Genomic DNA, 23,637 nt, shown 5'->3' on the forward strand with positions numbered 1-23,637 from the left:
TACTATGGCACGGCTCACAGGGGGCGGTCAAGACCGGGGCGAGGCCGCCGCGGCAGGATTCCTCTCGACGCCCAGGGTATTTCGTAATACAGTAATTATATGAATGCGCAGGAATCAATCAACGGAGTGCCCGTCACGGATGGGCAAATTGCCGCCTGGGTGACTGAAGCGGAAATCGGTTACGACGTCGAAAAGCTGAAGAAGCGGGGCCGGGGCCGGCCAGGGCGGGGGGCGGAACCCTCTCAGGTGGTTGCGGTGCGGTTCACGGTGGAAGAGCTCTCCGTGATTGACGCCCGCGCGGAACGCGAAGGTAAAACGCGCTCCGAGGTCATTCGTGAAGCGTTGACGATTTCAGCGGCGTGAACGTCCATCCATCTGCGCTGAAACACGGCATCGGGCACGAGGACGCGATCCAGGCCGCCACGTGGGCATTGTGGATTGAAGATCTCGACGACGAGTGCCCATCCCGGCAGTTGCGGCTGGGGTTCGATTTTCATGGACGCCTGTTGGAGACAGTTGTCTTGGTGTTCGACAGTGGCAACGAGTTGATCATCCATGCGATGAGGGCCAGACCTCAAATGCTTGACTTGCTGCCATGAGTCACGCCATCCGCACGGGTCGATACCGTGGGAAGTCCCCGGTCCGACTCGGACGGTCGTTCCGCACCGCACTCTGGCGTAGGGTGCAAGGAGACGGACACCAGCGGCATCCGGGCCGCCCGCGGGCTCGCCTGCGGGATGCCCCTGGAAGCCACCAGCGAAGGAGCCACCATGACGTTGAAACCAGCCGAACGCCAGGCCACCGGCGAGCAGCTTGCCGCCAACTTCGAGCGCTCGGGTTTGTCCCGCGAGCAGGTGTGCGAGGACCTGGAATTCACCGAAGACGAGCTCGACGCCTCGCTGGAGCTGCGCGAGATGGTCGACCCCGTGGATGTGTGGGTGCTGCGGGACTACCTGGAGCTGGCCGTCCGCCAAGCCGGTGCCGACCCCGTCGAGTACACCGTGCTCACCGAGGAGGCCCGGACCGAGGCCTACAAGTGGTACGTGCTGCGTGATGCCCCGCAGCCCGGAACCGGGGCCCTGCCTGTGGTTGCGGATAACGCCGACATCGATTGACTCCGACCCGGGGCCTTGCAATGATCGGGGCATGACACGAAAGGAAAGCCTGGAGGCTTCAGTCCTGCTCGTGGCCGTTGCCGTCGTGGTGCTGGTGGTCGGCTGGGTCGTGCACCTGACTGCAGGCACAGTGGCCGTTCTGGTCATCGTCATCTGCGGTGTCCTGGGGCCAACGATGGCCACGCGGTGGGCCAAGAGGCACCGGAGCGCCACCGGGGATTAGGGCACTATCGAATTCACCCGTGCATAGTGGCGTCCGGCCCGGACTTGCCGGAGGTAGTGGGCGGTGACCAGGACGACGGCGAGGGCCAAGACGGTCCCCACCAGCTGCGAAAAGGTGGACCGGCCGCCACCGACCGCTTCTTCGATATTCCGCACCACCTGCGACAAGAACAGCAGGGGGAGGAACAGCAACGGGAAGTGCAGCAGATACGGCAGGGCCACGGCATAGCGGATCCCCTGTCTACCCATCTCGTCGTCCGGGGCAGTGCCGTCGTGGTTCATGACCAGGGCATGCAGCTCGCGAACATGGTCCGGGTTCACCCTCGCATCGTGGAGGATCCGACCACGCATGAATGCCCCACATGCCATCGTCGCCACGCTGGTGATGAACAGCGCCAAGTGGAGGCCCGAGAGCAGCCGGGCATTCCAGCCGGGGGCGGACGAGCCGATCAGCAGCGAAAGCCAGAAGACCAGGGACGATCCAATGGCCAGGCAGCAGGAGCCCACGGCGATCAGATGTTCGGCGGTGGGAAACCGCAGGGAAACGGATGGGGTGTCGACTCCGCGGCCTTCCGCCAGACGTCTGCCCGCCGGGGCGGCCACGCAACGCAAGACGATGCCGGAGGCCAAGGTGGCGATGGAGGGAAGGAACGGGCCGCCGAAGGTGAGGGGATAGATGATCGACGCCATCGACCCCAGCGCCCAGGTGGCCAGGCCCGCGCGCTTCCACCAGGCGGGTCCGCGGAAGTGCGCTGGCTCGATCGGACCGCCGCCCAGGAAGCGGTCCAGGCCGATGAGCCAGGCGGAACACCACAGCGCGGTTGGCGCGAGTGCCGCCAAGACGTGGTCCTCGGGCCTTGCCGCCGTGTTTCCTGCGATAAGCCAGGTGGCCAAGCCCGCCGTATAGGCGTAGCCGGCCAACAGCGCGGACAGGTAGATCAGTACTTTCAACTCGTGGGATCCCTCGGTTGTCGGTAGCGTTGGAAACCAACGGTATTCCATCTGAAGCAGGGAGCGGTTCGATGCGTTTGTATCTGGTGCGGCATGGGCAAACGGCATCGAACGTCGGGGGTCACCTGGACACCACGGTTCCCGGGGCTCCCCTGAACGAGCTGGGCCTCGAACAGGCCCGGCGGCTCGTTGATTCCCTGGACGGCTGCGATTTCGAAGCGATCTACGCATCGACCCAACAGCGGGCCCAGCAGACCGCGGCCCCCGTGGCAGCGCAACGGGGTCTCGACGTCGTCGTGCGGGACGGGTTGCGGGAGATCTCCGCCGGTGAGCTGGAAATGCGCAACGACGAGGACGCGGTCCGCACCTACTTCATGGGGTTCGGCGCCTTCGCCGCGGGGGACCTGGCAGCCAGCATGCCCGGCGGCGAAACGGGTGCCGACGTGTTGGGGCGCTTCGACGCGGTCGTCGAGGAGATCTGCTCCAGCGGGTTCGGGGCCGCGGCCATCGTCAGCCACGGGGCCATGCTGCGGACCTGGTCCGCCTTCCACTGCGCGAATCTGAACGTGGACTTCGTCATGCGCAACCCGCTGACCAATATCGGTGTCATCGTCGTCGACGGGGATCCGGTGTCCGGTTGGTTGGCCGAGACGTGGATCGGGGAGCCCGTCGGTTCCGCCGACGAGGAGGCCGGCCCGATGGGCGAAACCGCAAGCGACGCCATCGAGGATGCGCCCGGAAAGTCCACCGACCGGGGATTCTGAGCCCTCCCGACCTGTTGACGATCCGGGCCAGTGGATGGGCATCACCGGTGATTCGCCGTGGATTGGCCGTTTCGGCAGCGACAGTCCTGGCCTGGCCCGCAGGATCAGGCGGGTTTGCGGGCCTCGATCAGGTGCCGGGTGGAATGCGCGATGAACGGCCCGTTGCGTTGGATGTCATCGTGCAGATTCCGGAGCCGATCCGCATACTGTTCCACTGTGAAACCGGGAACCCACCAGATGACCTTGCGCAGCAGGTAGATGGCAGCCCCGACGTCGTGGATCTCCATCCGCAATCGTGCGGTCCTGAGGTCGGTGATCTCCAGGCCGGCGGCGACAGCCTGGGCTGCCTCGTGGTCGGGATCGCGTGCCTGCCGTGCCCCGGGCTGGGGGCCCAGGAAGTATTCGATGAGCTCGAAGGCGCTGGCCGGGCCGACATGCTGGGCCAGATACGTGCCACCGGGGGCCAGGACCCGGGCCATCTCGTGCCAGTGGACGACCGCCGGGTGCCGGCTGGTGACCAGGTCGAAGGAACCGTCTGGAAAGGGCAGCGGTGGTTCTCCGGTGTCGGCGACGACGGTGATGCCCCGCGGACCCAGCAGCGCAGTCGCCTTCTCGATGTTGGGTTCGTACGACTCCGTCGCGAAGGCCCGGCGGGGGATGCCGGTGGCGAGGGAGAGTACCTCCCCACCGCCGGTCTGCAGGTCCAGGGAGGAGTCGACGCCCGCCATGCGCTCGGCGAGCTTGCCTGCGTACCCCCAGGGCGGACGTTCCTCGGTCGCGCGGCCGTCCAGCCAGGAAAAATCCCATCCGGACACGTCGACGGCGGCCGCCTCGGCGACGAGTTCCACATAGTCCACGGTCATCCGCCCAGCATGCCAAGCGGTGTGTTGGGGCGCAAACGCCTGCCCACGTGTGGCCTCCGGAGGGCGCACCGAGGCGGTCTTGCCGACGTTTCACTGCCTCTGGGGCGAACTACCCGTGCGCATCGACCGGTCTCGGCCCATACTGGGGGAAGGGACCGCCGCCGGAGGGGCTGGCTGTGGCGGTCCTGTTTCACTGGACCTGCGAGCCAGGAGTGTATTGATGCAGCCCACGCGTCGGAGCGGATTGGCCGCGGCCGGGATGGCGGCTGCCGTCGTGCTCTCCGCCTGCGCCTCCGGTGATCAGGGACCCACGGCAACGACGCCGGCAGCGGCACCTGGCAACGCCGCCTCGTCGCCGACGCCCTCCGCGGAGATCCCAGCGCATGAACCGTTGCGCGGGGAACCCCAGGAGGTGGCCGACGGGCTTCACGCACCGTGGTCCATCGTCTTCCGCGGCTCTACGGCACTGGTCAGCGAGCGGGACAGCGGGCGGATCCTCGAAATCGACGACGAAGGCGATACCCGGGAGATCGGCGTCGTGCCCGGGGTGGTCCACGGCGGTGAGGGTGGATTGCTCGGGTTGGCGCTGGAGGGCAAACGCCGGCTGTACGCGTATTCGACGGGCGAGTCCGGCAACCGCATCCAGCGCTTCGAACTGGCGGGGAAACCGGGTGCCCTGTCGCTGGGGAAGCCGACGACGTTGCTGGACGGCATCCCCGCGGGGCCCAACCACAGTGGTGGACGCCTTGGGTTCGGGCCCGATGGCATGCTCTATGCGACCACGGGCGACAGCGGGCAAGGCGGGTATGCCCAGAACCTGGACAGCCTGGCCGGCAAGATCCTGCGGATGACCCCGGACGGCACGGTGCCGCAGGACAACCCGTTCGACGGGTCGTATGTGTACAGCTACGGACACCGCAATCCCCAGGGCCTGGCCTGGGCGCCGGACGGGACGATGTACGCCGCCGAATTCGGGCAGAACACCTGGGATGAGCTCAACGTCATCACCGCCGGTTCCAACTACGGCTGGCCGCGGGCCGAGGGCATCGCCTCACGGGAGGGCTACACGGACCCGGTCCAGCAATGGGAGCCGGGGGAGGCAAGCCCCAGCGGAGTGGCCCTGGCCGAAGGGACGATCTTCCTGGCGAACCTGCGTGGGGCGTCCCTGCGCACCGTGCCGCTGGCCGACACCTCGGCATCGACCGAGCACTACGTGGGGGAGTTCGGCCGGTTGCGCGATGCGGTGATCGCTCCGGACGGCGACCTGTGGTTCCTGACGAACAACACCGACGGCCGCGGAAGCCCCGGCCCCGACGACGACATGATCTACAGCGTCGGCCTGACGGGTCGATGACGAAGCCCCGGTACCGAGCGGTCTAGGCCAGGACCCTCATAGGACAGGAGACTCCCGGCGCGTGGGCGAGCCGGCGATCCGTGGTCAACAACTCCGTGGCGCCTGCCATCTCCGCGAGCGCGACGTAGGTGGCATCGTACGCGGTGAGGTTCTCGCGGAGTTCCCACAGGCGATCCCTCAGCCGATCGGCCGGGTAGCGGGTCAACGCCAGCGCTCCGAAGCCGTCGAGGGCAATCCGACCTTGTTGCTGACTCAAAGCTCCGCGTCGGACCAATCGCCGCAAAACATTGAGGACCTCGCTGTCGAGCAGATGGGGTACCGCGAGTTCTTCGTAGCCGAGCCGTTCGGGGTCCAGGTTGCCGCAGAGCAGCTCCACCACCACTCCGGCATCCACGACCTTCATTCTGTGCGGCCGTCGTGCAGTTCCTTCAGAATGGTTTCCCGGTCGATGCTTCCGCTGACCTGCTCTTGCGTGCGGCGGATGACCTCGACATTGTGCCGGACCAGGTGTTCGCGCTCGGCAACCTGCTTCAGCTCGCGTTGCACGTACCGCGTGAGCGAGATTCCTTGCGACTGGGCGGCCTGGGTCAAGGCGGCGTGGACCGAGTCGGGAACATCGCGGATGTGGATGACTTTTGCCATGATGTCATTCTACGTCGAGTGGGTGCACGATGCACCCACTTGCCGCCGGGGCACGTGCCCGTCGCTTTGGCCAACGCCGGGTGCCGGGAGGATGATCGGGGGACCACCCACCAGGAGGCAGGCATGGGAGACACCCCACGGACGATGGCGCCCCGCGCCATCACCTCCGTCACGGCCGGATCCGGCGAGGGCGACGGCGAATGAAGCCTGCGTCTGGAGCAGCGTCCGGCACTGAGCTGGTAGCCGAGGCCCGCGCGGTGGTGGCCTCCATTCCCACCGGGCACGTGATGGCCTACGGGGAGATCGCCGCGATTATCGGGGTCGGCCCGCGCCAGGCCGGACGCCTGGTCGCCGCCCTGGACGAGGACGTGCCCTGGTGGCGCGTGGTGTATGCGGACGGGACGCCGGCGAGCTGCCACGGCGGAACGGCCCCGGAGCTGCTCCGCCGGGAGGGCGTCTGGTTCCGTGGCGAGCGCGTCGACCGCTCCGCGACCCCGCCGTCCCCTGGTGGCGGGGATTCTTAAGGTCTTCTGAAAACGCCGGGCGCACACTGGTTTCCGACCACACCAGACGATGGGGAGAACCATGGCCGAGACTTCCAGCAGAACATCCACCACATCCCCGCCCGGCCCCCGCGCCGGACGGGACCTGCGCTGGTGGCCGGTGGCCGCCGTCGTGCTCTATGCCCTGGCACTGGTGCTGGGTCTCTGGGCCAAGGGTTCCGGCCGGTTCAGCGGCGAACTCGGGTGGGACATTGCGCTCAGCCATGACCGGAGCGGTCCGCTGACTGCCGGGGCGTTGTGGATCAACACCGCACTGCAGCCGGCCGGCGGGGTCGTGATCCTCGGGGCCGCCTGCCTGTTGCTGTGGTCCCGCCGCGGACTGCACACCGTGCTGGCCTTCGGCAGCACCGCCTGCGCGGCCTGGTTGCCCGCCGCGATGGGCAAGGTCCTCATCGACCGGCCCCGGCCGCCGTTGACCGTGACCCACGCGCTGGTTCCCGAGCTGGGGACCGACAGCTTCCCGAGTGGGCACACCGAACTGGCGGCGGCGTTGGTGCTGGCGGCGGTGCTGGTGATCGCCACCAGCGGCAGGCACCGGCTGCTGATCGGGGTGGCCGGGGGCGCGTTCGTCCTGGTGGTCGCCGCCTCCCGGCTGTACCTGGGCGTTCACTATCCCAGCGACGTGCTCGGCTCGTTGCTGGTGGCCACTGCCGGGGCGTTGCTGTGGACCTGGCTGTGGAGCGGGTGGATCGGCCCGTGGCTGCACGAACGGTTCCCGCAGCTGGCCGTGGCCCCCGGAACACGGGTGGACACCATGGGCGGAGGACGCCATGTTTGATCCCTCAACGGTTTTGGTCGGTGCCGGACCGTGGGTGGCAGCGGTGGTCTTCGTCATCGTCTTCATCGAATCCGGGTGCCTGTTCCCGTTCCTGCCCGGTGACTCACTGCTCTTTGCCGGGGGCATGGTCCACCACCAGCTCGGGCTGCCGCTGCCGGTGCTCATCGCCGTGGCCGCGGTGGCGGCGATCGGCGGGGATTCCGTGGGCTACCTGATCGGCAGCAAGGTCGGGCGCCGCTGGTTCAGCCACGACGCCAGGATCCTGAAGACCCGCTACCTCCAACAAACCGAGGACTTCTTCGCCCGGCATGGAGGTGCTGCACTGGTGCTGGCCCGGTTCGTGCCGATCGTGCGCACCTATACGCCGCCGGTCGCCGGGGCAGCGCATTACCGCTACAGCAGGTTCCTGGCCTGGAACGTCTCCGGCGGGCTGCTCTGGTCGGTCGGCGTGGTGCTGCTGGGGATCTGGTTGGGAGGATTCGAGGTGGTTGCGAACCACATCGACGTGTGGATGGTGGCGGTGGTGGTCGTCTCGGTGCTGCCCCCGGTGATCACGTTCCTGAGGCGCCGCCGGCGCTCCGCCACCGGGGTCTGATTTCCCGGGCCCGGGCGTGGCCCGCATCCCGCTCTGCAACAATGGGGTTCCATGAGCCCCGTCCCCGTCCCGCGCCTGCTGCTGGTCGAGGACGACCCGGCGCTGGGGCCGCTGTTGCGTGAGCTGCTGGCCGACGGGTTTGCCGCCGAACTGGTCGTCGATGGTCCCGCCGGTTTGCACCGGGGCCTGACCGGGGAATGGGACGTGATGGTCATCGATCGCGGCCTGCCCGGGATCGACGGGATCCGGCTGATCTCCGCACTGCGCGGCCACGGGATCACCACACCGATCCTCATCCTCACGGCGCTGGGCGCCGTGGCCGACAAGGTCGAGGGCCTCGACGCCGGGGCCAACGACTACCTGGTCAAGCCCTTCGACGTCGACGAGCTGAACGCCCGGTTGCGCGCCCTGACCCGCGATCACGTGCAGCAGCGAACCGATGGGGCCGGCGCAACGGTGGCGGTCGGTTCCTGGGAACTGGCCGAACGCACCCGCCTGCTGACCTCGCCCTACGGGGCGCGCGTGGAACTGTCCCCCGCGGAGACCCGGCTGCTGGCGGTCCTCGCCGCGGCACCGGAGCGCGTCTTCACCCGGGCCGAACTCCTGGAGGCCGCCTTCAGCCCCGAGGATGGGCCGGGCATCGTGGACACGTACGTCCACCACCTGCGCAAGAAGACCGCCCGCTCCATCATCCGCACCGTCCACGGCACCGGCTACCACCTCGGAGGACTCGAATGAGCAGGACCAGCACCGGAGGCCCCGGGGCCTGGGAGGCCAGCGCCCTGCGTCACGCCGCGTGGCGGGTGGGCTGGCAGCTGGCCGCAGTCACCGCTGCAGTGGTGCTGGTGGTGTTGGCGGTCGGTGGGGCCTACATCTGGCTGCACGCCGGCACGGCGGCGGGGGAGGACGGCCAACCCCAGCTGCGCATCTCCCTGGAGGTGGCCGATCTGGTCCAGCTGCTCATCCTGGGCGGCGCGGCAGGGATCGTGCTCTCCGGGGTCGTGGGGGTGCTCAGTGCCCGCCACGCCGTCAGGCCGCTGGGCGCCACCCTGGAGGTCCAACGCCGCTTCGCCCAGGACGTCAGCCACGAACTACGCACCCCGTTGACAGTGCTCGACGCCCGGTTGCAACTGCTCCAACGCCGGGCCGGCGCCGGCCACCAGTTCGCCGAAGAGCTGGATACGCTGCGCCGTGACTCCACCCAGCTGGCCCGGGTGATCGATGACCTGCTCTCCACCGTTGACGGTGGGACGGACCTCGAGACCGATCGTCCGGCAGACCTGGCCGGGCTCGCCGCCGAGATGGTCGGCGAACTCGAGGTGCTCGCCGGCCCACGCGGGGTCACCCTGCACCACCTCCCGGCGAAGGAACCGATCCCCGTCCCGCTCACGGAGGTCGCCGTCCGGCGGATCCTGACCGGGCTGATCGAGAACGCCACGAAGTACACGCCCGCCGGCGGCACCGTCACGGTCACCACGGAGCGCCACGGGGGCACGGCCCGCCTGACGGTCACCGACACCGGCAGCGGGATCTCCGGGATCGAACCGCAGCGCATCTTCGACCGCCACGCACACGGTGCGGCAGGCGAATCGGGCACCCCGCGCAGCACGGGCATCGGACTGTCCCTCGCCCGCGAGATGGTGGTGCGTGCCGGCGGGACGATCGGCGTGCTGGCCACCGGTGCGGGCGGGACGAGCCTGCGCGTGGAGTTGCCGGTGCGCCCGCGGGCCTAGCGGGCGCCGGCGGGACTATGCTGGAGGAACCACCGGTCTATTCGGACAGTTCGACCATGCCCCGTGGGCTGCACGGTAGACGTCCCGGCCCTGAACCGGACTCAAGCATTGCCCGGAAGGACCACATGGAGGACCTGACGGCGCAGCAGCCGCGCTACTCGCGGATTTTCCTCGTCTTCAACCCGGACCCGGAGAAGAAGGCCCCCTACCTGGCCCGCCTGCTACGGGACGAAATCGCCGAACGCCTGCCCGGTGTTCCCGTCGAGCTCAGTCCCACCGACCACGCGGGACATGGGCGGGAGCTGGCCAGGCTGGCCGCCGCAGGGGCCGAGGGGGACGGCGGCCCATCGGTGCTGATCGTCTCCGTCAGCGGTGACGGCGGATACAACGACGTCGTCAACGGGGTCATGGATGTTCCGGGTAGCACCGCGGTGTGTGCCGTCCTGCCGGCGGGCAACGCCAACGACCATCGCCGCAGCGTCGAATCACTCCCGGTCATCGACGCCATCGCGGCCGGTGGGGTCCGTCGCATGGATCTGCTGCGCCTGTGCATCGGAGCCCCGGGGGATTCGACAAACATCCGGTATGCCCACTCCTACATCGGCTTCGGGCTGACGGCCGAGATGGGCCGCGGCATCGAACGTGCAGGAAAGGGCGGGGTGCGCGAACTCCTCGGCGTGGTCCGGACGCTGCCGCGGCTGCGGCCGTTCGAGATCGAGCGGGCCGATGGGGCGCGGGCGCAGTTCGACAGCCTGATCCTGGCCAACGTCGCCAGGATGGCCAAGTACGGAACCGTCAGCGACGCCGTCGTCCCCTCCGACGGCCGGTTCGAGGTCATCGCCCTGCCGCACTCCAGCCGATGGGCCCTGGCCCTGATGACCCTGCGGGCGGTCACCATCGGCCTCGGACCGCAGGACAGCGTGGAACGCTACGCCTTCACGACGCCGTCGCCGCTGCCCGTGCAGCTCGACGGCGAATTGCTGAAGATCCCGGCCGGGTCCTCCGTCGTCGTCGAAAGTGCGCACCGGGCCATCAGGGTCATCGGATAGCGGGTGGCAGCCCCGAGCGCGTCGTCGGCCGGTGCCCGGCCCCCGTCCTTCGCCTGTTCGTTCGAGGCGGCAACGGTGACGGAATCCCTGTCGGTCCCGCGAAGAGTGCTTCCCGGTCCGCTGTCGAGGACCACCCGGCGCGTCTGGTGGTCTTCGGCGGGCTAGTACCCCGGTCCGCGGTCACGGTCATGTCCGTCCTCGTCGTCGTCGGGCACGGCCCGGGCCTGTTCGGCGAGGTCCGCCTCGTCCGCTTCCAGGCCCTCTGCGGGCAGCGGGCCCTCGGCTGTGTCATCGGTTTCGGTCCAGGAACCCGGGTCTTGGACGTCGGCTTCGTTGGCTTCCAGGGATGCCGGGAAGGAATCGTCCGGGCCCTGCCCGCGGAATTCACGGTCGGCTGGGGGTGGCTGGTCCATGATGTCCTCCCGTCGGGCTGGCAGTGGGTTCTGCCACCATTGTCCGCCGTTGCGGGCAGGGTGCAAGGGCGGGAGCTGCCCTGGCGCGGAACCCCGTGGGGAAAACAGCGGTTACACAAAACGTCGACAGCGCCTCACTAGGGGGTCTAAGGTCAGGGACATGGGACTCGTACTGACGTTAATCATTGTTGGAGTTATTCTGCTCATCCTGGGCGTCGCCGTGAAGGCGGCGATGTTCCTGTTGTGGATCGGCATCGCCTTGCTGATCATTGGTGCGGTGATGTGGATCCTGCGCGGAGTGAAAAACCGCGTGTAGCCCACCGGCACACGACAGCCCGACGGCTGCTGCCGCACCCGGAAACTCCGGGGCGTGGCGGCAGCCGCTGTCGTTGGGGGCGAGCGCAGGTGGCACCGGCGCCGGGAGACCTTCCCGGTTGGCGTCAGGTCCCGAGGTCTCCCGGGGCACCCGCACGGTGAATGTGCTGCCGAGCCCCGGTGCGCTCTCGACGGAGAGGGTTCCGCCGTGCGCCTCCACCAGTTCGCGGGTGATGGCCAGCCCGAGGCCGGTGCCGGGGATGCCCGCGTCGCGGACGCTGTCCGTGCGGTAGAAGCGGGTGAACAGTTGCTCGACCTCCTCGGGAGCCAGCCCCGTGCCCGTGTCCCGGACCGCGACCAGGGCGGCATCGCCGTCGTGCCCCACCCTGACCACGATGCTGCCGCCGCGGTGCGTGTACTTCACGGCGTTGGAGACGAGGTTGTCCACCACCTGCCCCAGCCGTTCTGGGTCTGCCACCAGCGGAAGGCTCTCCGGGCCCTCGAGGTGGACCTGCAGTCCTGCAGCCTGCGCGGCCTGCTGCTGCCCGGCGACGCAGTCGCGGACGATGGCCGCGAGGTCCGAGGGCCGGTGGTGCAGTTCCATGCGGTCCGCTGCCGCGGTGAGCAAGTCGTTGACCAGGTGGAGCAGGCGTTGCGCGTTGCGTTCGGCCACGCCGAGGGAACGCACGGCGGGGGCGGGCAGTCCGGGAATGTCCTGGGCGACCTCGAGGTAGCCGATGATCGAGGTCAGCGGTGTCCGGAGTTCATGGCTGACGCTGGCGAGGAAGCGGTCCTTGGCCTGGTTGGCGTGGATCAGCTCGGTCACTTCCTTGAAGACGATGACCGAGCCGTCGAACTCGCCGTGCGGGCCTTTGAGCCGGCGTGCGGAAACGGCAAGGGCCTCGGCGGCCTCGGCCTGTCCGATCCACATCAACTCGTCGGTGAACTCCGCTCCCCGTACGGCGCGGTAGACGGGGCGTTCCTCCGGGGGCAGCGGAACATCAAGTCGTTCACTGCGCCGTCCCGCTCCGAAAAGCAGCAGTTGGGACTCGTTCGGATCGGTGTTGTCCTCGGGTGTTCCCGTGGAGTGGTGGAGTCGTTGTTTGTCGTTCATCAGGATGTCGTGGCCGTCGCGGTCCACGGCAACCACGCCGACGCTGGCTGCATTGAGCACCGCATCGAGCAGTGCGGCCTGGGTGCGGGAGGCATCCAGGGCCACGGCCGCCCGGTGGTCGGCGGCCATCATGCTTCCCACGGCGATGTTGGCGGTGGCGGCCAAGGCAACGACGATGATGGGCATGACCAGTGGGCGGCCGAAGGTCGGGATGGTCATGTCCTGTCCCGCATGAAGGTATTGGGCCCAGGCGATGACCAGTGTGGAGAAGAACCCGACGACGAGGGTGGCGCGGGGGTGCAGCGCCGACCAGGCCATCCAGAAGACCGGGATGATGGCCAGCATGGGCAGGCCGGTCAAGATCGGATAGGCCCCCGCGGCGAGGAACAGGATCCCGGCGAGGTCGAGGAGCGGAATCACCCAGTAGCTGCCCGTGGGCAACCGCTGCCAGGGGATGATGCCAGCGGCCACGGTCAGCACGGCAATCGTCGCCAACCCGATCTGAAACCAGGCGTCTTCGCTGACCTGGGCACTGGCGAACAAGAGGTCGACCAACACCACGAGGGCCGTGGCAATGGTCAGCGGTAGCTGGCTGAGCAGCACGCGGCGCCGCAGGGGGAGATCCCCGAATTGGCGGTTGGACAGGAGGAAGCGGAGCGGCGGGGGCAGGTGGGACACGACGGCGACTCCTGGGTGCTGGCAAAAAACGGGCCGGTAGGCGGACCACTGAACATCCTACGGTCGCGCTGGCGTCTGGCATGGTGGCAGTTCGCTCCCCGGTCGATTCGGCCCGAAAGCGGGCCCGGATGCGGCAGGGCCGGTGGCCCGTCTGCAGGTGCCGTCGTGGCTATAGGTAAAACCGAAGAATATGTCTGTAAAAAACAGTTTTACGTATGTGGGGAATCGGGCCATGCTTTCCAGTGAGCACCATCACAGCTTGGCCTGAAGGAGAAACCCCGTGCAAAACACGTCCCTGACCCCCCGTGTCATCACCCTGGGCACCGCTGGCGGACCCCGCTGGTGGACCGGGAAGAACGCCGGACGCCGCTCGGGAATCGCCACCGCCGTCGTCGTGGGGGAAGCCGTCTACCTGGTCGATGCCGGATCCGGAGTCGGCAACCAGCTGATGAAGGCTGGGTTCAACACCGGGGACCTCCGCGGCATCTTCCTCACCCACCTGCACTCCGACCACACCATCGACCTGGCGTCCCTGGCCATCTTCGGTCTGTTCACGCTGAAACCGGACCAGGCCCCGATCCCGATCATCGGCCCCGGAGACCGGGGCGCCTTGCCGCCGGTGTCCTCTCGGGCCACCGCCGCACCGCGGCCGCTCTATCCGGCCAACCCGACGCCGGGCACGGCGGGCATGTTCGAGCACCTGATGCAGGCCTATGCGACCGACCTGAACGACCGCGTCATCGATGCACTCCGCCCGTCGCCGCTGGACCACTTCGCGGCAACGGATATCAAGATCCCCGCCGGAACCGGATACCACCCCAACGAGAATCCGACGCCGGATGCCTGTGTTCCGTTCGAGATCTACCGCGATGAGCTCGTCACCGTCACAGCGACCCTGGTCAAGCACCCGCCGATCGCCCCGGCGTTCGCGTTCCGCTTCGAGACGGTCGAGGGCTCGGTGACGATCTCCGGGGACACCGCCCCGTGCGAGAACCTCGTCACGCTGGCGCGCGGCACCGACCTGCTGCTGCATGAGGCCATCGACTTCGACTGGGTCCAGCAGATGTACGGATCGGTCGGGACCGAGGAGGCCCAGGCCTCCATGGACCACCACCGGCGATCCCATACCTCCCCGGGCCAGGCCATCGAACTGGCCGAACGGGCCGGAGCCCGCAGCCTGGCCCTGCACCACCTGGTGCCGGGCACCACCCCGCTCTCCGTCTGGCTGTCCCGTGCCGACGGCTTCTCCGGGACCTTCCTGGTTCCGGAGGACCTCGATACCATCTCCTTTGCACGCCTTCCCCTTGAAATGGCAGCCACCCGATGAAAACCACCACGGAAAACCCGGCATCGAACGAACCACTGGTCGTCCCCTCCCTGAACACCCCGCAAATGCGGCGGATCCTGGCCTCCTCCTTCATCGGCAGCGCCATCGAGTTCTACGACTTCATCCTCTACGCGACCGCTGCATCACTGGTCTTCAACAAGGTCTTCTTCGTGGGCCTGACGCCGTCGGTGGCCATCTTCGCGTCCTTCGCGACCCTGGCGGTGGGCTACCTCGCCCGGCCGGTAGGCGGCATCGTGCTGGGGCATTTCGGCGACAAGCTCGGGCGCAAGGGCGTGCTGATCACCTCCATGTCGATCATGGGCGCCGCCTCGATGCTCATCGGCCTGCTGCCCACCACGGCGCAGATCGGCATGATCGCCCCCATCGCCTTGATCCTGCTGCGGATCGCCCAGGGGCTGGCCGTCGGCGGCGAATGGGGCGGTGCCATGCTGATGGCGCTGGAACATGCGCCCAAGGAACGCCGTGGCTTCGCGGCCAGTTTCGCGAACATGGGAGGACCCGCCGGAGCGGTCCTGGCGACCCTCGCCGTCTCCGCGGTCTCCATGCTGCCCAACGAGCTGTTCCTGTCCTGGGGGTGGAGGATCCCCTTCATCGCCAGCATCGCGCTGGTGGGCATCGGGCTGCTGATCCGGCTCAAGGTCGCCGAGTCCCCGCTGTTCCTCGCGCTGGAGGACAAGGCCGAGGAAAAACGGCTTCCGATCCTCGAAGTCCTGACCAAGTACCCGAAGTCCGTCATCAGCGGCACTCTGGTGGGCATGAGCTCCTACACTGTTCAGGGCCTCATGACCGTCTGGGCGATCTCCTACGTTGTCGACTCCGTCGGACTGGACCGCACATCGGTGCTGAACATCAAGGCCATCGGGGCCACGTTGACCATCATCGGCGTGTTCTTCGCCGCACGATTCTCCGACCGCGTCGGACGCCGTCCGGTCATGATGGTCGGGATCATCGCCGGGTCCGTGCTCGCGCTGCCGATCATGTTCTTGTTGCAGCTGGGCCAGCTGTGGCTCTTCGCGATCGGGTTGTTTGTCGCCAACGGGCTGATCCAGGCGTTCATCTTCGGGCCCTTCGGCGCCTTCACCGCCGAACTGTTCCCGACCCGGATGCGCTACACCGGCGCCTCGCTGGTCTACCAGCTCTCCTCCACGCTCGGCGCCGGCTTCACCCCGATGATCGTCGCCGGCTTGGTGGTCCTCGGCGGCGGGACGCTGTGGATCGCCGGGGCGGTCTGGGCGGCCTCCTTCCTGGTCGCCGCCCTCGCGATGCGTACGGTCAAGGAAGGCAGGGACGCGGACCTCACGGCAGCAGAAATGTAGGCCAACCGGCAACCTTGCGGCCGTGGAGGGGCGGGCATCGAATCACTCGATGCCTGCCTCTTCGTCGCGTTCGGCGCCGATCCGCTGGCAGAACTCGACGAACGCCTTTAGGCGCAGGCTCGGCCGGTCCGAAGCCGTGTAGGCCACGCAGATGTCGCTGGTGCCCACGGGGCCGTCGATCTCCACGGCGGCCAGGGGGAGGCCGTCGTAGCTTAGGTTGCTCGGCGGGCGCTGCACCAGCACCGTGTAGCCCAACCCCCGGGCCACCATGCCACGCACGGTCTCCATGCTGGTGGAACTCCACGCGATCTTCGGATCCAACCCGGACATGCGCAGGTTCACGAGCTGGTTGTCGCGCACGGTGGGGATGTCCAGGGAGACGAAGTCTTCGTCGGCCAGGTCCGCCAGCTTGACGCTCGGGAACCGGGCGAGTGGGTGGTCGGCGGCCAACAGCACGTAGGGGCGGCCCCGCATCAACGTCGTCGATTGGACGCGGGGCAGCAGGTGGCGGGTGTGGGTGATGACGGCATCGAGGTAGCCGGCGAGCATGCGCTCCTGCAGATCCCCACCGTCGCCCTCGATGATCGTGACGTCCAGATCCGGGTTGGGCAGCGTGAACTGCTCGCAGATCACCGGCAGCCAAAACGGGGAGAGGCTGGTGTAGCAGCCGATGACCAGCGGGCCGGAGAGCTTGCTGTTGCGTTCCCCGATCCGTCCCTGGACTTCCTCGGCATGCCTCATGAGCTGGCGGGCGTCGTGCAGGAACTCGGTGCCCACGGCCGTGAGCACCACGCCGCGGGCACGGTGGCGCACCAGCAGCTGGGAACCGACGATGCGCTCGAGTTCGCCGATGGCCTGGGACATGGCCGCCTGGGAGATGTGGCAGGCGGCGGCCGCGCCGGAGAGCGAACCGTTGTCGGCGACGGCGACGAAGTACTGCAATTGCCTGAAGGTGTAGTTGACCACCCGATCAGCGTAGGCGACGCACCGCGCGGGCCGGGGCCGGCGCTACGGCGCGCGCGAGGGAAACGGGTCCGAGGCCGGCATGACGTGCGCCAGCTGCTGGAGCGCCTCGCGCAACCGCAGGGCCCCGATGTGGCTGTTCTCCACATGGTCGCGCGCTTCCCGGGCCACGTCGGGGTGGTCGGTCACGACGCCCGCGACGCCGTCATACAGGTAGGAGCGGATGCGGTCCTCGCGGTTGACAGTCCACACGTAGACGGGCTTGCCGGCGGCCTTCGCCTCCGCCATGAACCGCGGGGAGTAGGAGGCCTGCTCGACAACGTAGAAGTCGCAGTTGACGTCCGGGGCACCGCCGGCGGTCATGGCAATGGTGTAGCCGACCGACAAGTCGGGCCGGCGGGCCTTCAGCGCCTCCACCGTGTCGGCGTCCAGGGAGTGGTAGATGTTGTCCCCGAGTGGCCCCACTCTTTCCAGCTCGGCGATGAAGCGCTCCAGGTAGTCGGGCGTCTCGTGGCCGTGGACCTTGGGCTCGATGAGGAGTTTGATGCCCAGTTTCCTGGCGTGGCGGACGTAGTCCACCATCGAGGGGATCGTGTCGGAGAAGCCCCGGGCGCTGACGGTGGTCTTCTCGGCCTGGGCCAGGGTGAGGTCGTAGGTGTTCACGTTGCGGCCCGAGAGCACCAGCAGGTTCGTGTCGTGGCTGGCGATGAAGTGCCCGTCCTTCGTCTGCTGGACGTCGACCTCGACCACGTCCGGATGTTGGGCCGCCGCGGCATCCAGGGCGCCGATGGTGTTCTCCACGCCGCCCCACACGTAGCCGCGGTGGGCGATCACCAGCGGGGCATCTGTCTGGACGGGAGCGGCAGCCACCGATGGCGCGCCGACGACCGCCATGACCAGTGCCGTGGCGCCGGCACCGAGGCGGAAGGCCAGGCGCCGTCCGTCGTTGCCCGCGACGGGGGAATGGTTCGCAGTCGTCGGCTCCACCGTCGGATCCGTGGGGATCATACGATGCCCCAGGCGCACAAGCAGGACGTGGACGATGGCGACGGTGACGGCAACCAGGACCAGGAACGTCAGGGCCCGGCTGAAGCCCTGCCCCAGGACGGCGACCAGATGCGAGTCGGTCTGCAACAAGGCGCCGGGGAGTTCGGCAACGGCCGCCATGGCGCGGCCCGGTACCTGGTAGGCCAGCAGCACGGCAGCGGCCGGGGAGGCGAGCAGCAGCGGAAACCGGAGGCGTCGGCCGCCGGTGGCCTTCCAGCTGGCGGCCATGGCCCCCAGTGGTGTCAGCCGTTGGACGACCAGGGCCGGCAGGGTCGCGAGCAGCCGCAGGTTCAGGTAGAACAGCGCGCTGGTCGCACTGAGGTAAACGGCGATGCTCAGGGGCTTCTTCAGGTACTCGGCCGTGACGAAGGGGGCGATGCCGATCTGGTGCGTCAGGGGTGAGAGCTCGCCCAGGCCACTGACGGGCAGGAGCAGCAACAGGTACAGCCCGACCAGAGGCAGCTGCCATCCCATGGCCGTGCCGGTGGTGCGCAGCGCCGAGCGCCACGCCGCCCGCCCCGGGCGCGGTGAACGGGTGTGCAGGGCGTGGGCGAGGGCGATGACCGAGGTGTATTGCAGGCAGAGCACGCCCGTGGCGATCACGCCCATGCCCATCAGCCACAGGAGCGACGTCGGATGGTGCACCAGCAAGGGGAAACTCTGGTCCGTCAGGTTCGGGGTTTCGGCTGCGTCCAGCGCACCGTGGAACAGGAACCGCATGACGGGGACCACCAGCAGCAGGGCGAGGCCCTGCCAGAGGACCAGTGCTCCGGCGAGCGTGGACAAGTTGCGCAGGGACCAGCGGTGTCTGGACCGGGATGCCACGGGGGGACCCTGGGCGGCAGGGTGTTCCTCGGTGTATCCATGGTGGTCGATGGCGTGGTCCCACGTTCGTTGTTGGTCCGGAGGCACCGCCCTGGCGGCGCGGTACACGTAATCTTCCGCCCCAATTTACCAACGGTTTACTGGGGGCCGCGCATTGTGGGACCTCCGCCACGTTCCGGTGTGAGGCCCCTGACGGACCGAAGGTGATGGTGGTTACCATGGACCATGGCACTTCGACTCAGTGAAATTGTCCTGGAAAGCCGCTCCCCGGAAGAGCTGGCACGCTTCTGGTGCGCTGCACTGGACTACGTCGTGCTGGACCAAGAGGAGGATGGATCCCTGGAGATCGGACCGTCCAGCGGTTTCGGCGGGCCGCAGCCCACGATCATCCTGAGCACACGCGACGAGCCCACCCAGCACCGGGGTCGGCTGCATTTCGACCTCAACGCCCTGGCTTCGACCCAGGAGGAGGAAATCCAGCGACTCCGGGAACTGGGCGCCACGGACCTGGACATCGGACAGGGCTGCGACGAGGGCTGGGTGGTCCTGCAGGACCCGGAGGGCAACGCGTTCTGCGTGCTCAAGGCCGTGCTGGAGCCGTAGCCGGCTGACCAGCGGAACCGCTGTCGTCGGTTCCGGATCAACCGAGTTCGTCGACCGTCGTCAGGCAGAAGATGTGCCCGATCGGGTCGGCGAAGACCAGGCAATGTGCGGCATTGGGCTGGAAGTCGAGCCGGGTGGCCCCGGCGGAAATGGCGCGTTCCTCCGTCGCGGCCAGATCGTCGACCAGGAAGTCGAAATGCACCCTGGCGGCGGCAGGATCGTTCGGCCAGTCGGGCCGGACGAAGTCATCGACGGCTTGGAAGTCGATGCGTCCCCCCGGCCCGATCATGGTGGCCCAGGAAGCGTGCCGGAACGTCACGGACCCACCGGTCAGGACTGCGTAGAAATCAGCGAGCGTCCCCGGCTCGGGGCAGTTCAGGGTCAGGGAACTGAGGCGAATGGAATCCGACATGCAATGCAGTCCTGCGGCTGGGGGAATGCCATCTCGGTGGATGGCGATGGGTTCCCCACTGTAGCTATCGCGGCTGGTTGGCCGCCACCCTTTTCGGCAGGACGGCGGAACAGGCGACGACCAGGATCCCCGCCAGTGGGACCACGAGCAGTCCGGTCGCCAACGACGAGCGGTCGGCGATGGCCCCGACGATCGGCGGCGAGAACAGGAAGCCCAGCCGCATCAGCCAGCCCAGGATGGTCAGCCCGGTGCCCGGGCGCAGCCCAGGCAGTTCATCCGCGGCGTGCATGGCCGCCGGGACCAGGGTGGCCGTGCCGAACCCGGCGAGCCCGAAACCGATGATGGTGGCCGGGATGCTGGGGAAGGCCAGCGCCAGCCCGAACGCGAGGGCGATCAGCACGCCGCCCGTCTGGGCGACGGCCCGTTGGCCGAAGCGGTCCACGAGCCGGTCGCCGATCATCCGGCCGACGAATTGGCAGCCGACCAGGGCGACGAAGCCCAGCGCCGCCACGGGGGCGATCGCGCCGAGGGATCCCTTGAGGTAGATGGCAGCCCACGAGCTGCCCGCGTCCTCCACCAGCGTGCCGCCAATGGCGACCAGGACCAGCGCGGCGAGCAGCCAGGCCAGATGCGACCGGGAAAAGCGCGTTGGGGAGGGGCCAACGTCCCGCCCGGTACTGTCCTGGGGGTTGATGACGGTGCTCCGCCGTGGTTCGGTGCCGGGCAGGAGCATCGGCAAAGCAATGAGCGCGACGGCGCCGAACAGGACGAGCGAGATCGCCAGGTGGATGCCGCGGGGGATGTCGAGCCCGGCGGCGGCACCGCCGAGCAGGCCGCCGAGCATGGCGCCGATGCTCCAGACGGCGTGGAAGGAGTTCAGGATCGAGCGTCCGTAGGCGCGTTGGACGCGCAGGCCGTGGGCGTTCTGGGCGACGTCGGTGATCGCATCCATCGCACCGCCGAGGAAGAGTGCGCCGGCCAGCATGGCCCAGCTCGGGGCAAGGCCGGCCAGCAGGACGCCGGTGCCGGTGAGGATCGTGCCGGCGACGGCGACCCGGGAGGAATGGAAGCGGCGGATCAGCGACGCGGCGGCGAGCCCGGCGATCAGGGCGCCGAGCGGGAAGGCCGCGACGGCGGCACCGAAGGCCGCGTTGGAGAGGTCGAGCCCGTCCTTGATCGACGGGTAGCGGGGGAGCAGGTTCGCGAACAGGGCGCCGTTGGTCAGGAACAGCAGGGACACGGCGAGCCGCGCGCGGCGGTTGGTCCGCGTGGGGCCGGTCTCGGCGGCGGCTTTCGAAGGTGTGGGCGTCACTGTCCTACCGTATGTGGCCCCACCGGCCGGCGCAGCCTCGACGGGCCGCCGGGTGCGCTAGGGCCACCAGACCGCGGCGAGCAAGCCGATCCCCGCGACGGCCAACAAGGCGATGGCGATGCAGTAGCTTCGGTACGCGCCGGTGGGATAGGCGCACCCGTCCAGGTCGGCGACGCCGCGGTCGTCGGGCAGGCCGCCGGTCTCCTGCTCCCGGGCCAGGTGGAACTGCGCGGAGAGGTAGCCGATGTAGGCGCGGCCCAGGCATACAGCGGAGAGCACGACGGCGGTGATCAGCACCGCGTGAAGCCACCGGGGCGCATGGGCGATGGAGGTGCCGTTCAGCCCGACGATGACCAGAACGCCGCCGATGCCGCCGCCGATGTACGTGCACACCTTCTGGATCCGTTCGTAGCGCAGGAACCGGACGGCGATGGTGTCCTGGCCGGGGTCGTTGACCTCCGTGGGCATGGCTATCTGTCGAACAGTCCGTTGAAGATGCGCCGCAAGACATCGCCGAGCGACAACATATCTGCGGAGTCCATCGGTGGTTCCCCAGTAGTTGAACGACAAATGGCTCCCACCGCGGTCAACTCTGCGGCATAGCCTGCCACAACTGCTCCAACTGAATGTGGAGGATGGCCGCCGAATAGGTTCAAGGCCAGGTCGACACTTTCCCGGACCACTGATTCGTCATGCGATTCAAGCGCAGAGCGGATGGCATCCGAAGCCGCAAGCCGGTCGTGGGCCGCGCTGATGGCTCGTGAAGCGCCGTCGCCGCTATCTTCGATGGCGTATCCGTCCATGACAGGTTCCTTCCGCAGTCCTGGGTCCACGACGTTGTTGGTGCAGACAGCGTGGCATCTGTCGGGGTGGGCGACAAGGAGGAATGGCTTGAGGATCAGGCGTGTTCGTAGGTGAGGCAGTCGGCGTTGTCGTTGCCGGGGCCGACGTGGACCTCGGTGGCGGTGCACATCAGGTTCTCGTTGTGGGAGCACTCGCCGCGCTGGCAGGCGCCAACCGAGGCGAGGACCTTGGGCAGGCCGCCGTGGGCTCCGGTGTCGATGAACGTGGCGCACTGGGCATGGTCGGATGCCCCGCCAATGGTGATGCCTGCTGCATTGCAGTTGGTGTGGTCATTGAACGAGCAATTGGAGACGGCGCACTCGGTTACCTGGACGGTCATGGTGTCCTCCTGGGGCCAGCGGGCCGACGGGTGTGGGCCCTGTCACCTCACGGTACCCCGGGTGCGCGCAACCAATTAGTGCTGGTTTCGGGTCGTAATCACCTGAGGTGGACGCAACTTGGCAACCGCCCGATGCTGGGCGAATAGCTGCCGGCCGCGTCCAGTCGAGGCGGAGTTGATGCGGATCGTCATCCGACCCAGTTCAGGCACCAGACGATCCAGGGTAGGGCCACCAGGTCGATGAGCACGGCACCGGCCAAGGGCACGATGAGGAAGGCACGCTCCGAACGGATGCCGAATTTGGCGTTGAAGGCATCCATGTTCGCCAGCGCATTGGGGGTAGCACCCAAACCATGCCCGATGAAGCCCGCGACCATCGTCGCGGCGTCGTAGTTCCTACCCAGCATCCGGAATACCACGAAGGCGGCGAAGGACAGGATGAACAGCAGCTCCACGACCAGGATCACCACGAGCGGGCCGGCCAGTGAGGCCAGTTCCCAAATCTTCAGGCTCATCATCGCCAGGGTCAGGAAGAAGCCGAGCGTGAACTGGGATACCAGGCTCACGGTCTCGTCGTCGATGCGGATCCAGCCGAACTTGTCGTTCAGGTTCCGGAACACCACGGCGATGATCATCGCGCCGACGTAGTCGGGCAGGGCGAACCCGGTCAGGGAGGAGATCCAGTTGCCCAGGGCCATGCCGAAGACCATGACCAGTCCGATGACGACGGCCACCGTCAGCAGGCTGGAGTAGTCCAATCCGGGCTTGGACTTGGTTGTCGAAACGCTCTCCGGCTTGTCCTCGGGCACGGTGATACTCAGATCCGGCCCCCGGCCGGTGGCCATGTTCCGGGCAATTGCTCCGGCCGTGGCCATCGCTCCCCGCACACCGCGACGCTCGGGAATGCTCACATTGTGCCGGGCCACCAGGAAGCTGGCGGTCATGCCGCCGAGCAGGCTGCCGGCGACGAGTCCGAAGGTGGCGGAGGCGATGGCCACGGTCGTCGCGCCCTGGACACCCATGGACTCCGCGGTGGGGCCGAACGCCGCAGCGGCGCCGTGGCCTCCTTCCAGGCTCACCGCTCCGGCCATGACGCCTAGCACCGGGTTGATGCCCATGACCTTGGCCATGCCGATACCGATGAGGTTTTGCATGATGGCAAGGGTCCAACATGCCACCAGGTAGACCAGGAGCAGTTTGCCCCCCTTCTTGATGCTGGCCAGGGAACCTGCCAGGCCGATGGTGGTGAAGAACGCCACCATGGCCGGGGACTGCAGCGAAGTGTCGAAATCGATTTCGGCGATGTGGGTTTGGCGCAGCAGGAGTACCAGCAGGGCGAACAGGAAGCCGCCGATGACAGGTGCCGGAAAGCAGAATCTGCGCAGGAAACTGAGCCGGTTCCGGGCCCATTCGCCCAACGCCAGGAGTACCAGCGCCAATGCCGCGGATTGTACGAGATTGAAGTGCAGTTCCATGGTG

29 protein-coding genes are annotated in these 23,637 nt (G+C 67.9%); 15 read left to right on the forward strand and 14 right to left on the reverse strand.

Annotation, left to right across the window (positions count from 1 at the left end; genetic code table 11):
• Nucleotides 1–99: 99 nt before the first annotated feature.
• From ACN0TP_RS01195 to ACN0TP_RS01210, 4 genes are all read left to right on the forward strand, one after another.
• Nucleotides 100–363 carry a ribbon-helix-helix protein, CopG family gene (locus ACN0TP_RS01195; protein ID WP_417215593.1) on the forward strand — a complete coding sequence of 88 codons (264 nt, stop codon included), beginning with the start codon at nucleotides 100–102 and terminating at the stop codon, nucleotides 361–363.
• Entirely contained in the window at nucleotides 360–599 is a 240-nt protein-coding gene (locus tag ACN0TP_RS01200) for a toxin (protein ID WP_417215595.1), read from the forward strand. The genes ACN0TP_RS01195 and ACN0TP_RS01200 overlap by 4 nt, the downstream gene beginning before the upstream one ends.
• Nucleotides 600–770: 171 nt before the next feature.
• Entirely contained in the window at nucleotides 771–1,115 is a 345-nt protein-coding gene (locus ACN0TP_RS01205) for a DUF2316 family protein (RefSeq protein WP_417215597.1), read from the forward strand.
• 31 nt (nucleotides 1,116–1,146) lie between these two features.
• Nucleotides 1,147–1,338, forward strand: coding sequence for a hypothetical protein (locus ACN0TP_RS01210; RefSeq protein ID WP_417215599.1), 192 nt, complete (start codon nucleotides 1,147–1,149; stop codon nucleotides 1,336–1,338).
• Here ACN0TP_RS01210 and ACN0TP_RS01215 read toward each other — a convergent pair.
• Complete coding sequence (locus tag ACN0TP_RS01215) at nucleotides 1,335–2,288, reverse strand: hypothetical protein (protein WP_417215601.1); 954 nt, start codon at nucleotides 2,286–2,288, stop codon at nucleotides 1,335–1,337. The genes ACN0TP_RS01210 and ACN0TP_RS01215 overlap by 4 nt on opposite strands.
• Before the next feature lie 71 nt (nucleotides 2,289–2,359).
• On the opposite strand from ACN0TP_RS01215, the gene ACN0TP_RS01220 reads away from it, so the two are divergent.
• Entirely contained in the window at nucleotides 2,360–3,052 is a 693-nt protein-coding gene (locus ACN0TP_RS01220; RefSeq protein ID WP_417215603.1) for a histidine phosphatase family protein, read from the forward strand.
• Between the two features lie 104 nt (nucleotides 3,053–3,156).
• Here ACN0TP_RS01220 and ACN0TP_RS01225 read toward each other — a convergent pair whose 3' ends face one another.
• The gene (locus ACN0TP_RS01225; protein WP_417215605.1) at nucleotides 3,157–3,915 is read right to left on the reverse strand and encodes a class I SAM-dependent methyltransferase; all 759 of its coding nucleotides are present in this window, start codon (nucleotides 3,913–3,915) and stop codon (nucleotides 3,157–3,159) included.
• 220 nt (nucleotides 3,916–4,135) lie between these two features.
• On the opposite strand from ACN0TP_RS01225, the gene ACN0TP_RS01230 reads away from it, so the two are divergent.
• Nucleotides 4,136–5,269, forward strand: a complete 1,134-nt coding sequence (locus ACN0TP_RS01230) for a PQQ-dependent sugar dehydrogenase (RefSeq protein ID WP_417215607.1) — start codon at nucleotides 4,136–4,138, stop codon at nucleotides 5,267–5,269.
• Between the two features lie 22 nt (nucleotides 5,270–5,291).
• On the opposite strand, the gene ACN0TP_RS01235 is transcribed toward ACN0TP_RS01230, so the two are convergent.
• Nucleotides 5,292–5,672 carry a type II toxin-antitoxin system VapC family toxin gene (locus ACN0TP_RS01235; RefSeq protein ID WP_417215609.1) on the reverse strand — a complete coding sequence of 127 codons (381 nt, stop codon included), beginning with the start codon at nucleotides 5,670–5,672 and terminating at the stop codon, nucleotides 5,292–5,294.
• Nucleotides 5,669–5,911, reverse strand: a complete 243-nt coding sequence (locus ACN0TP_RS01240) for a FitA-like ribbon-helix-helix domain-containing protein (RefSeq protein WP_417215611.1) — start codon at nucleotides 5,909–5,911, stop codon at nucleotides 5,669–5,671. Before ACN0TP_RS01240 ends, ACN0TP_RS01235 begins: the two co-directional genes overlap by 4 nt.
• Before the next feature lie 200 nt (nucleotides 5,912–6,111).
• Here ACN0TP_RS01240 and ACN0TP_RS01245 point away from each other — a divergent pair, with 200 nt between their 5' ends.
• From ACN0TP_RS01245 to ACN0TP_RS01270, 6 genes are all read left to right on the forward strand, one after another.
• Nucleotides 6,112–6,435 carry an MGMT family protein gene (locus ACN0TP_RS01245; protein WP_417215613.1) on the forward strand — a complete coding sequence of 108 codons (324 nt, stop codon included), beginning with the start codon at nucleotides 6,112–6,114 and terminating at the stop codon, nucleotides 6,433–6,435.
• Between the two features lie 61 nt (nucleotides 6,436–6,496).
• Complete coding sequence (locus tag ACN0TP_RS01250) at nucleotides 6,497–7,252, forward strand: phosphatase PAP2 family protein (protein WP_417215614.1); 756 nt, start codon at nucleotides 6,497–6,499, stop codon at nucleotides 7,250–7,252.
• Nucleotides 7,245–7,847 carry a DedA family protein gene (locus ACN0TP_RS01255; protein WP_417215616.1) on the forward strand — a complete coding sequence of 201 codons (603 nt, stop codon included), beginning with the start codon at nucleotides 7,245–7,247 and terminating at the stop codon, nucleotides 7,845–7,847. Before ACN0TP_RS01250 ends, ACN0TP_RS01255 begins: the two co-directional genes overlap by 8 nt.
• A gap of 51 nt (nucleotides 7,848–7,898) precedes the next feature.
• Nucleotides 7,899–8,585, forward strand: a complete 687-nt coding sequence (locus ACN0TP_RS01260; RefSeq protein ID WP_417215618.1) for a response regulator transcription factor — start codon at nucleotides 7,899–7,901, stop codon at nucleotides 8,583–8,585.
• A complete protein-coding gene (locus ACN0TP_RS01265; protein WP_417215620.1) occupies nucleotides 8,582–9,580 on the forward strand; it encodes a sensor histidine kinase in 999 nt (332 codons plus the stop codon). Before ACN0TP_RS01260 ends, ACN0TP_RS01265 begins: the two co-directional genes overlap by 4 nt.
• Nucleotides 9,581–9,705: 125 nt before the next feature.
• Nucleotides 9,706–10,629, forward strand: a complete 924-nt coding sequence (locus ACN0TP_RS01270) for a diacylglycerol/lipid kinase family protein (RefSeq protein ID WP_417215622.1) — start codon at nucleotides 9,706–9,708, stop codon at nucleotides 10,627–10,629.
• A gap of 161 nt (nucleotides 10,630–10,790) precedes the next feature.
• On the opposite strand, the gene ACN0TP_RS01275 is transcribed toward ACN0TP_RS01270, so the two are convergent.
• Both ACN0TP_RS01275 and ACN0TP_RS01280 read right to left on the reverse strand, forming a co-directional pair.
• A complete protein-coding gene (locus ACN0TP_RS01275) occupies nucleotides 10,791–11,042 on the reverse strand; it encodes a hypothetical protein (RefSeq protein ID WP_417215624.1) in 252 nt (83 codons plus the stop codon).
• Between the two features lie 178 nt (nucleotides 11,043–11,220).
• Nucleotides 11,221–13,149: an ATP-binding protein gene (locus ACN0TP_RS01280; RefSeq protein ID WP_417215626.1), complete on the reverse strand. Its 1,929-nt coding sequence runs from the start codon at nucleotides 13,147–13,149 to the stop codon at nucleotides 11,221–11,223.
• Between the two features lie 280 nt (nucleotides 13,150–13,429).
• Between ACN0TP_RS01280 and ACN0TP_RS01285 the strand changes: the two genes are divergently transcribed.
• Nucleotides 13,430–14,476: an MBL fold metallo-hydrolase gene (locus ACN0TP_RS01285; RefSeq protein ID WP_417215628.1), complete on the forward strand. Its 1,047-nt coding sequence runs from the start codon at nucleotides 13,430–13,432 to the stop codon at nucleotides 14,474–14,476.
• Nucleotides 14,473–15,813: an MFS transporter gene (locus tag ACN0TP_RS01290; RefSeq protein WP_417215630.1), complete on the forward strand. Its 1,341-nt coding sequence runs from the start codon at nucleotides 14,473–14,475 to the stop codon at nucleotides 15,811–15,813. Before ACN0TP_RS01285 ends, ACN0TP_RS01290 begins: the two co-directional genes overlap by 4 nt.
• A gap of 42 nt (nucleotides 15,814–15,855) precedes the next feature.
• Here ACN0TP_RS01290 and ACN0TP_RS01295 read toward each other — a convergent pair whose 3' ends face one another.
• Nucleotides 15,856–16,779 carry a LysR family transcriptional regulator gene (locus tag ACN0TP_RS01295; RefSeq protein WP_417215632.1) on the reverse strand — a complete coding sequence of 308 codons (924 nt, stop codon included), beginning with the start codon at nucleotides 16,777–16,779 and terminating at the stop codon, nucleotides 15,856–15,858.
• Nucleotides 16,780–16,821: 42 nt separating this feature from the next.
• Nucleotides 16,822–18,648, reverse strand: a complete 1,827-nt coding sequence (locus tag ACN0TP_RS01300; RefSeq protein WP_417215634.1) for a glycerophosphoryl diester phosphodiesterase membrane domain-containing protein — start codon at nucleotides 18,646–18,648, stop codon at nucleotides 16,822–16,824.
• A 225-nt stretch (nucleotides 18,649–18,873) separates the two neighbouring features.
• Between ACN0TP_RS01300 and ACN0TP_RS01305 the strand changes: the two genes are divergently transcribed.
• Entirely contained in the window at nucleotides 18,874–19,251 is a 378-nt protein-coding gene (locus ACN0TP_RS01305; protein WP_417215636.1) for a VOC family protein, read from the forward strand.
• Between the two features lie 37 nt (nucleotides 19,252–19,288).
• Here the strand turns inward: ACN0TP_RS01305 and ACN0TP_RS01310 are convergent, their stop codons facing one another.
• The 6 genes from ACN0TP_RS01310 to ACN0TP_RS01335 all read right to left on the reverse strand — a co-directional run bounded on the left by ACN0TP_RS01310 (nucleotide 19,289) and on the right by ACN0TP_RS01335 (nucleotide 23,633).
• A complete protein-coding gene (locus tag ACN0TP_RS01310) occupies nucleotides 19,289–19,663 on the reverse strand; it encodes a VOC family protein (RefSeq protein WP_417215637.1) in 375 nt (124 codons plus the stop codon).
• A 64-nt stretch (nucleotides 19,664–19,727) separates the two neighbouring features.
• Nucleotides 19,728–20,975: an MFS transporter gene (locus ACN0TP_RS01315; RefSeq protein WP_417215638.1), complete on the reverse strand. Its 1,248-nt coding sequence runs from the start codon at nucleotides 20,973–20,975 to the stop codon at nucleotides 19,728–19,730.
• Nucleotides 20,976–21,032: 57 nt separating this feature from the next.
• Entirely contained in the window at nucleotides 21,033–21,443 is a 411-nt protein-coding gene (locus tag ACN0TP_RS01320) for a hypothetical protein (RefSeq protein ID WP_417215640.1), read from the reverse strand.
• 2 nt (nucleotides 21,444–21,445) lie between these two features.
• Nucleotides 21,446–21,778 carry a hypothetical protein gene (locus ACN0TP_RS01325; protein WP_417215642.1) on the reverse strand — a complete coding sequence of 111 codons (333 nt, stop codon included), beginning with the start codon at nucleotides 21,776–21,778 and terminating at the stop codon, nucleotides 21,446–21,448.
• A 95-nt stretch (nucleotides 21,779–21,873) separates the two neighbouring features.
• A complete protein-coding gene (locus ACN0TP_RS01330; protein WP_417215644.1) occupies nucleotides 21,874–22,158 on the reverse strand; it encodes a DUF1540 domain-containing protein in 285 nt (94 codons plus the stop codon).
• Between the two features lie 188 nt (nucleotides 22,159–22,346).
• On the reverse strand, nucleotides 22,347–23,633 hold the full coding sequence (locus ACN0TP_RS01335) for a sodium/glutamate symporter (RefSeq protein ID WP_417215646.1): 1,287 nt from the start codon (nucleotides 23,631–23,633) through the stop codon (nucleotides 22,347–22,349).
• Nucleotides 23,634–23,637: the final 4 nt, after the last annotated feature.

The organism is Arthrobacter sp., from assembly GCF_048266065.1.
In the GTDB taxonomy this organism is placed as follows: Bacteria; Actinomycetota; Actinomycetes; order Actinomycetales; family Micrococcaceae; genus Arthrobacter_H.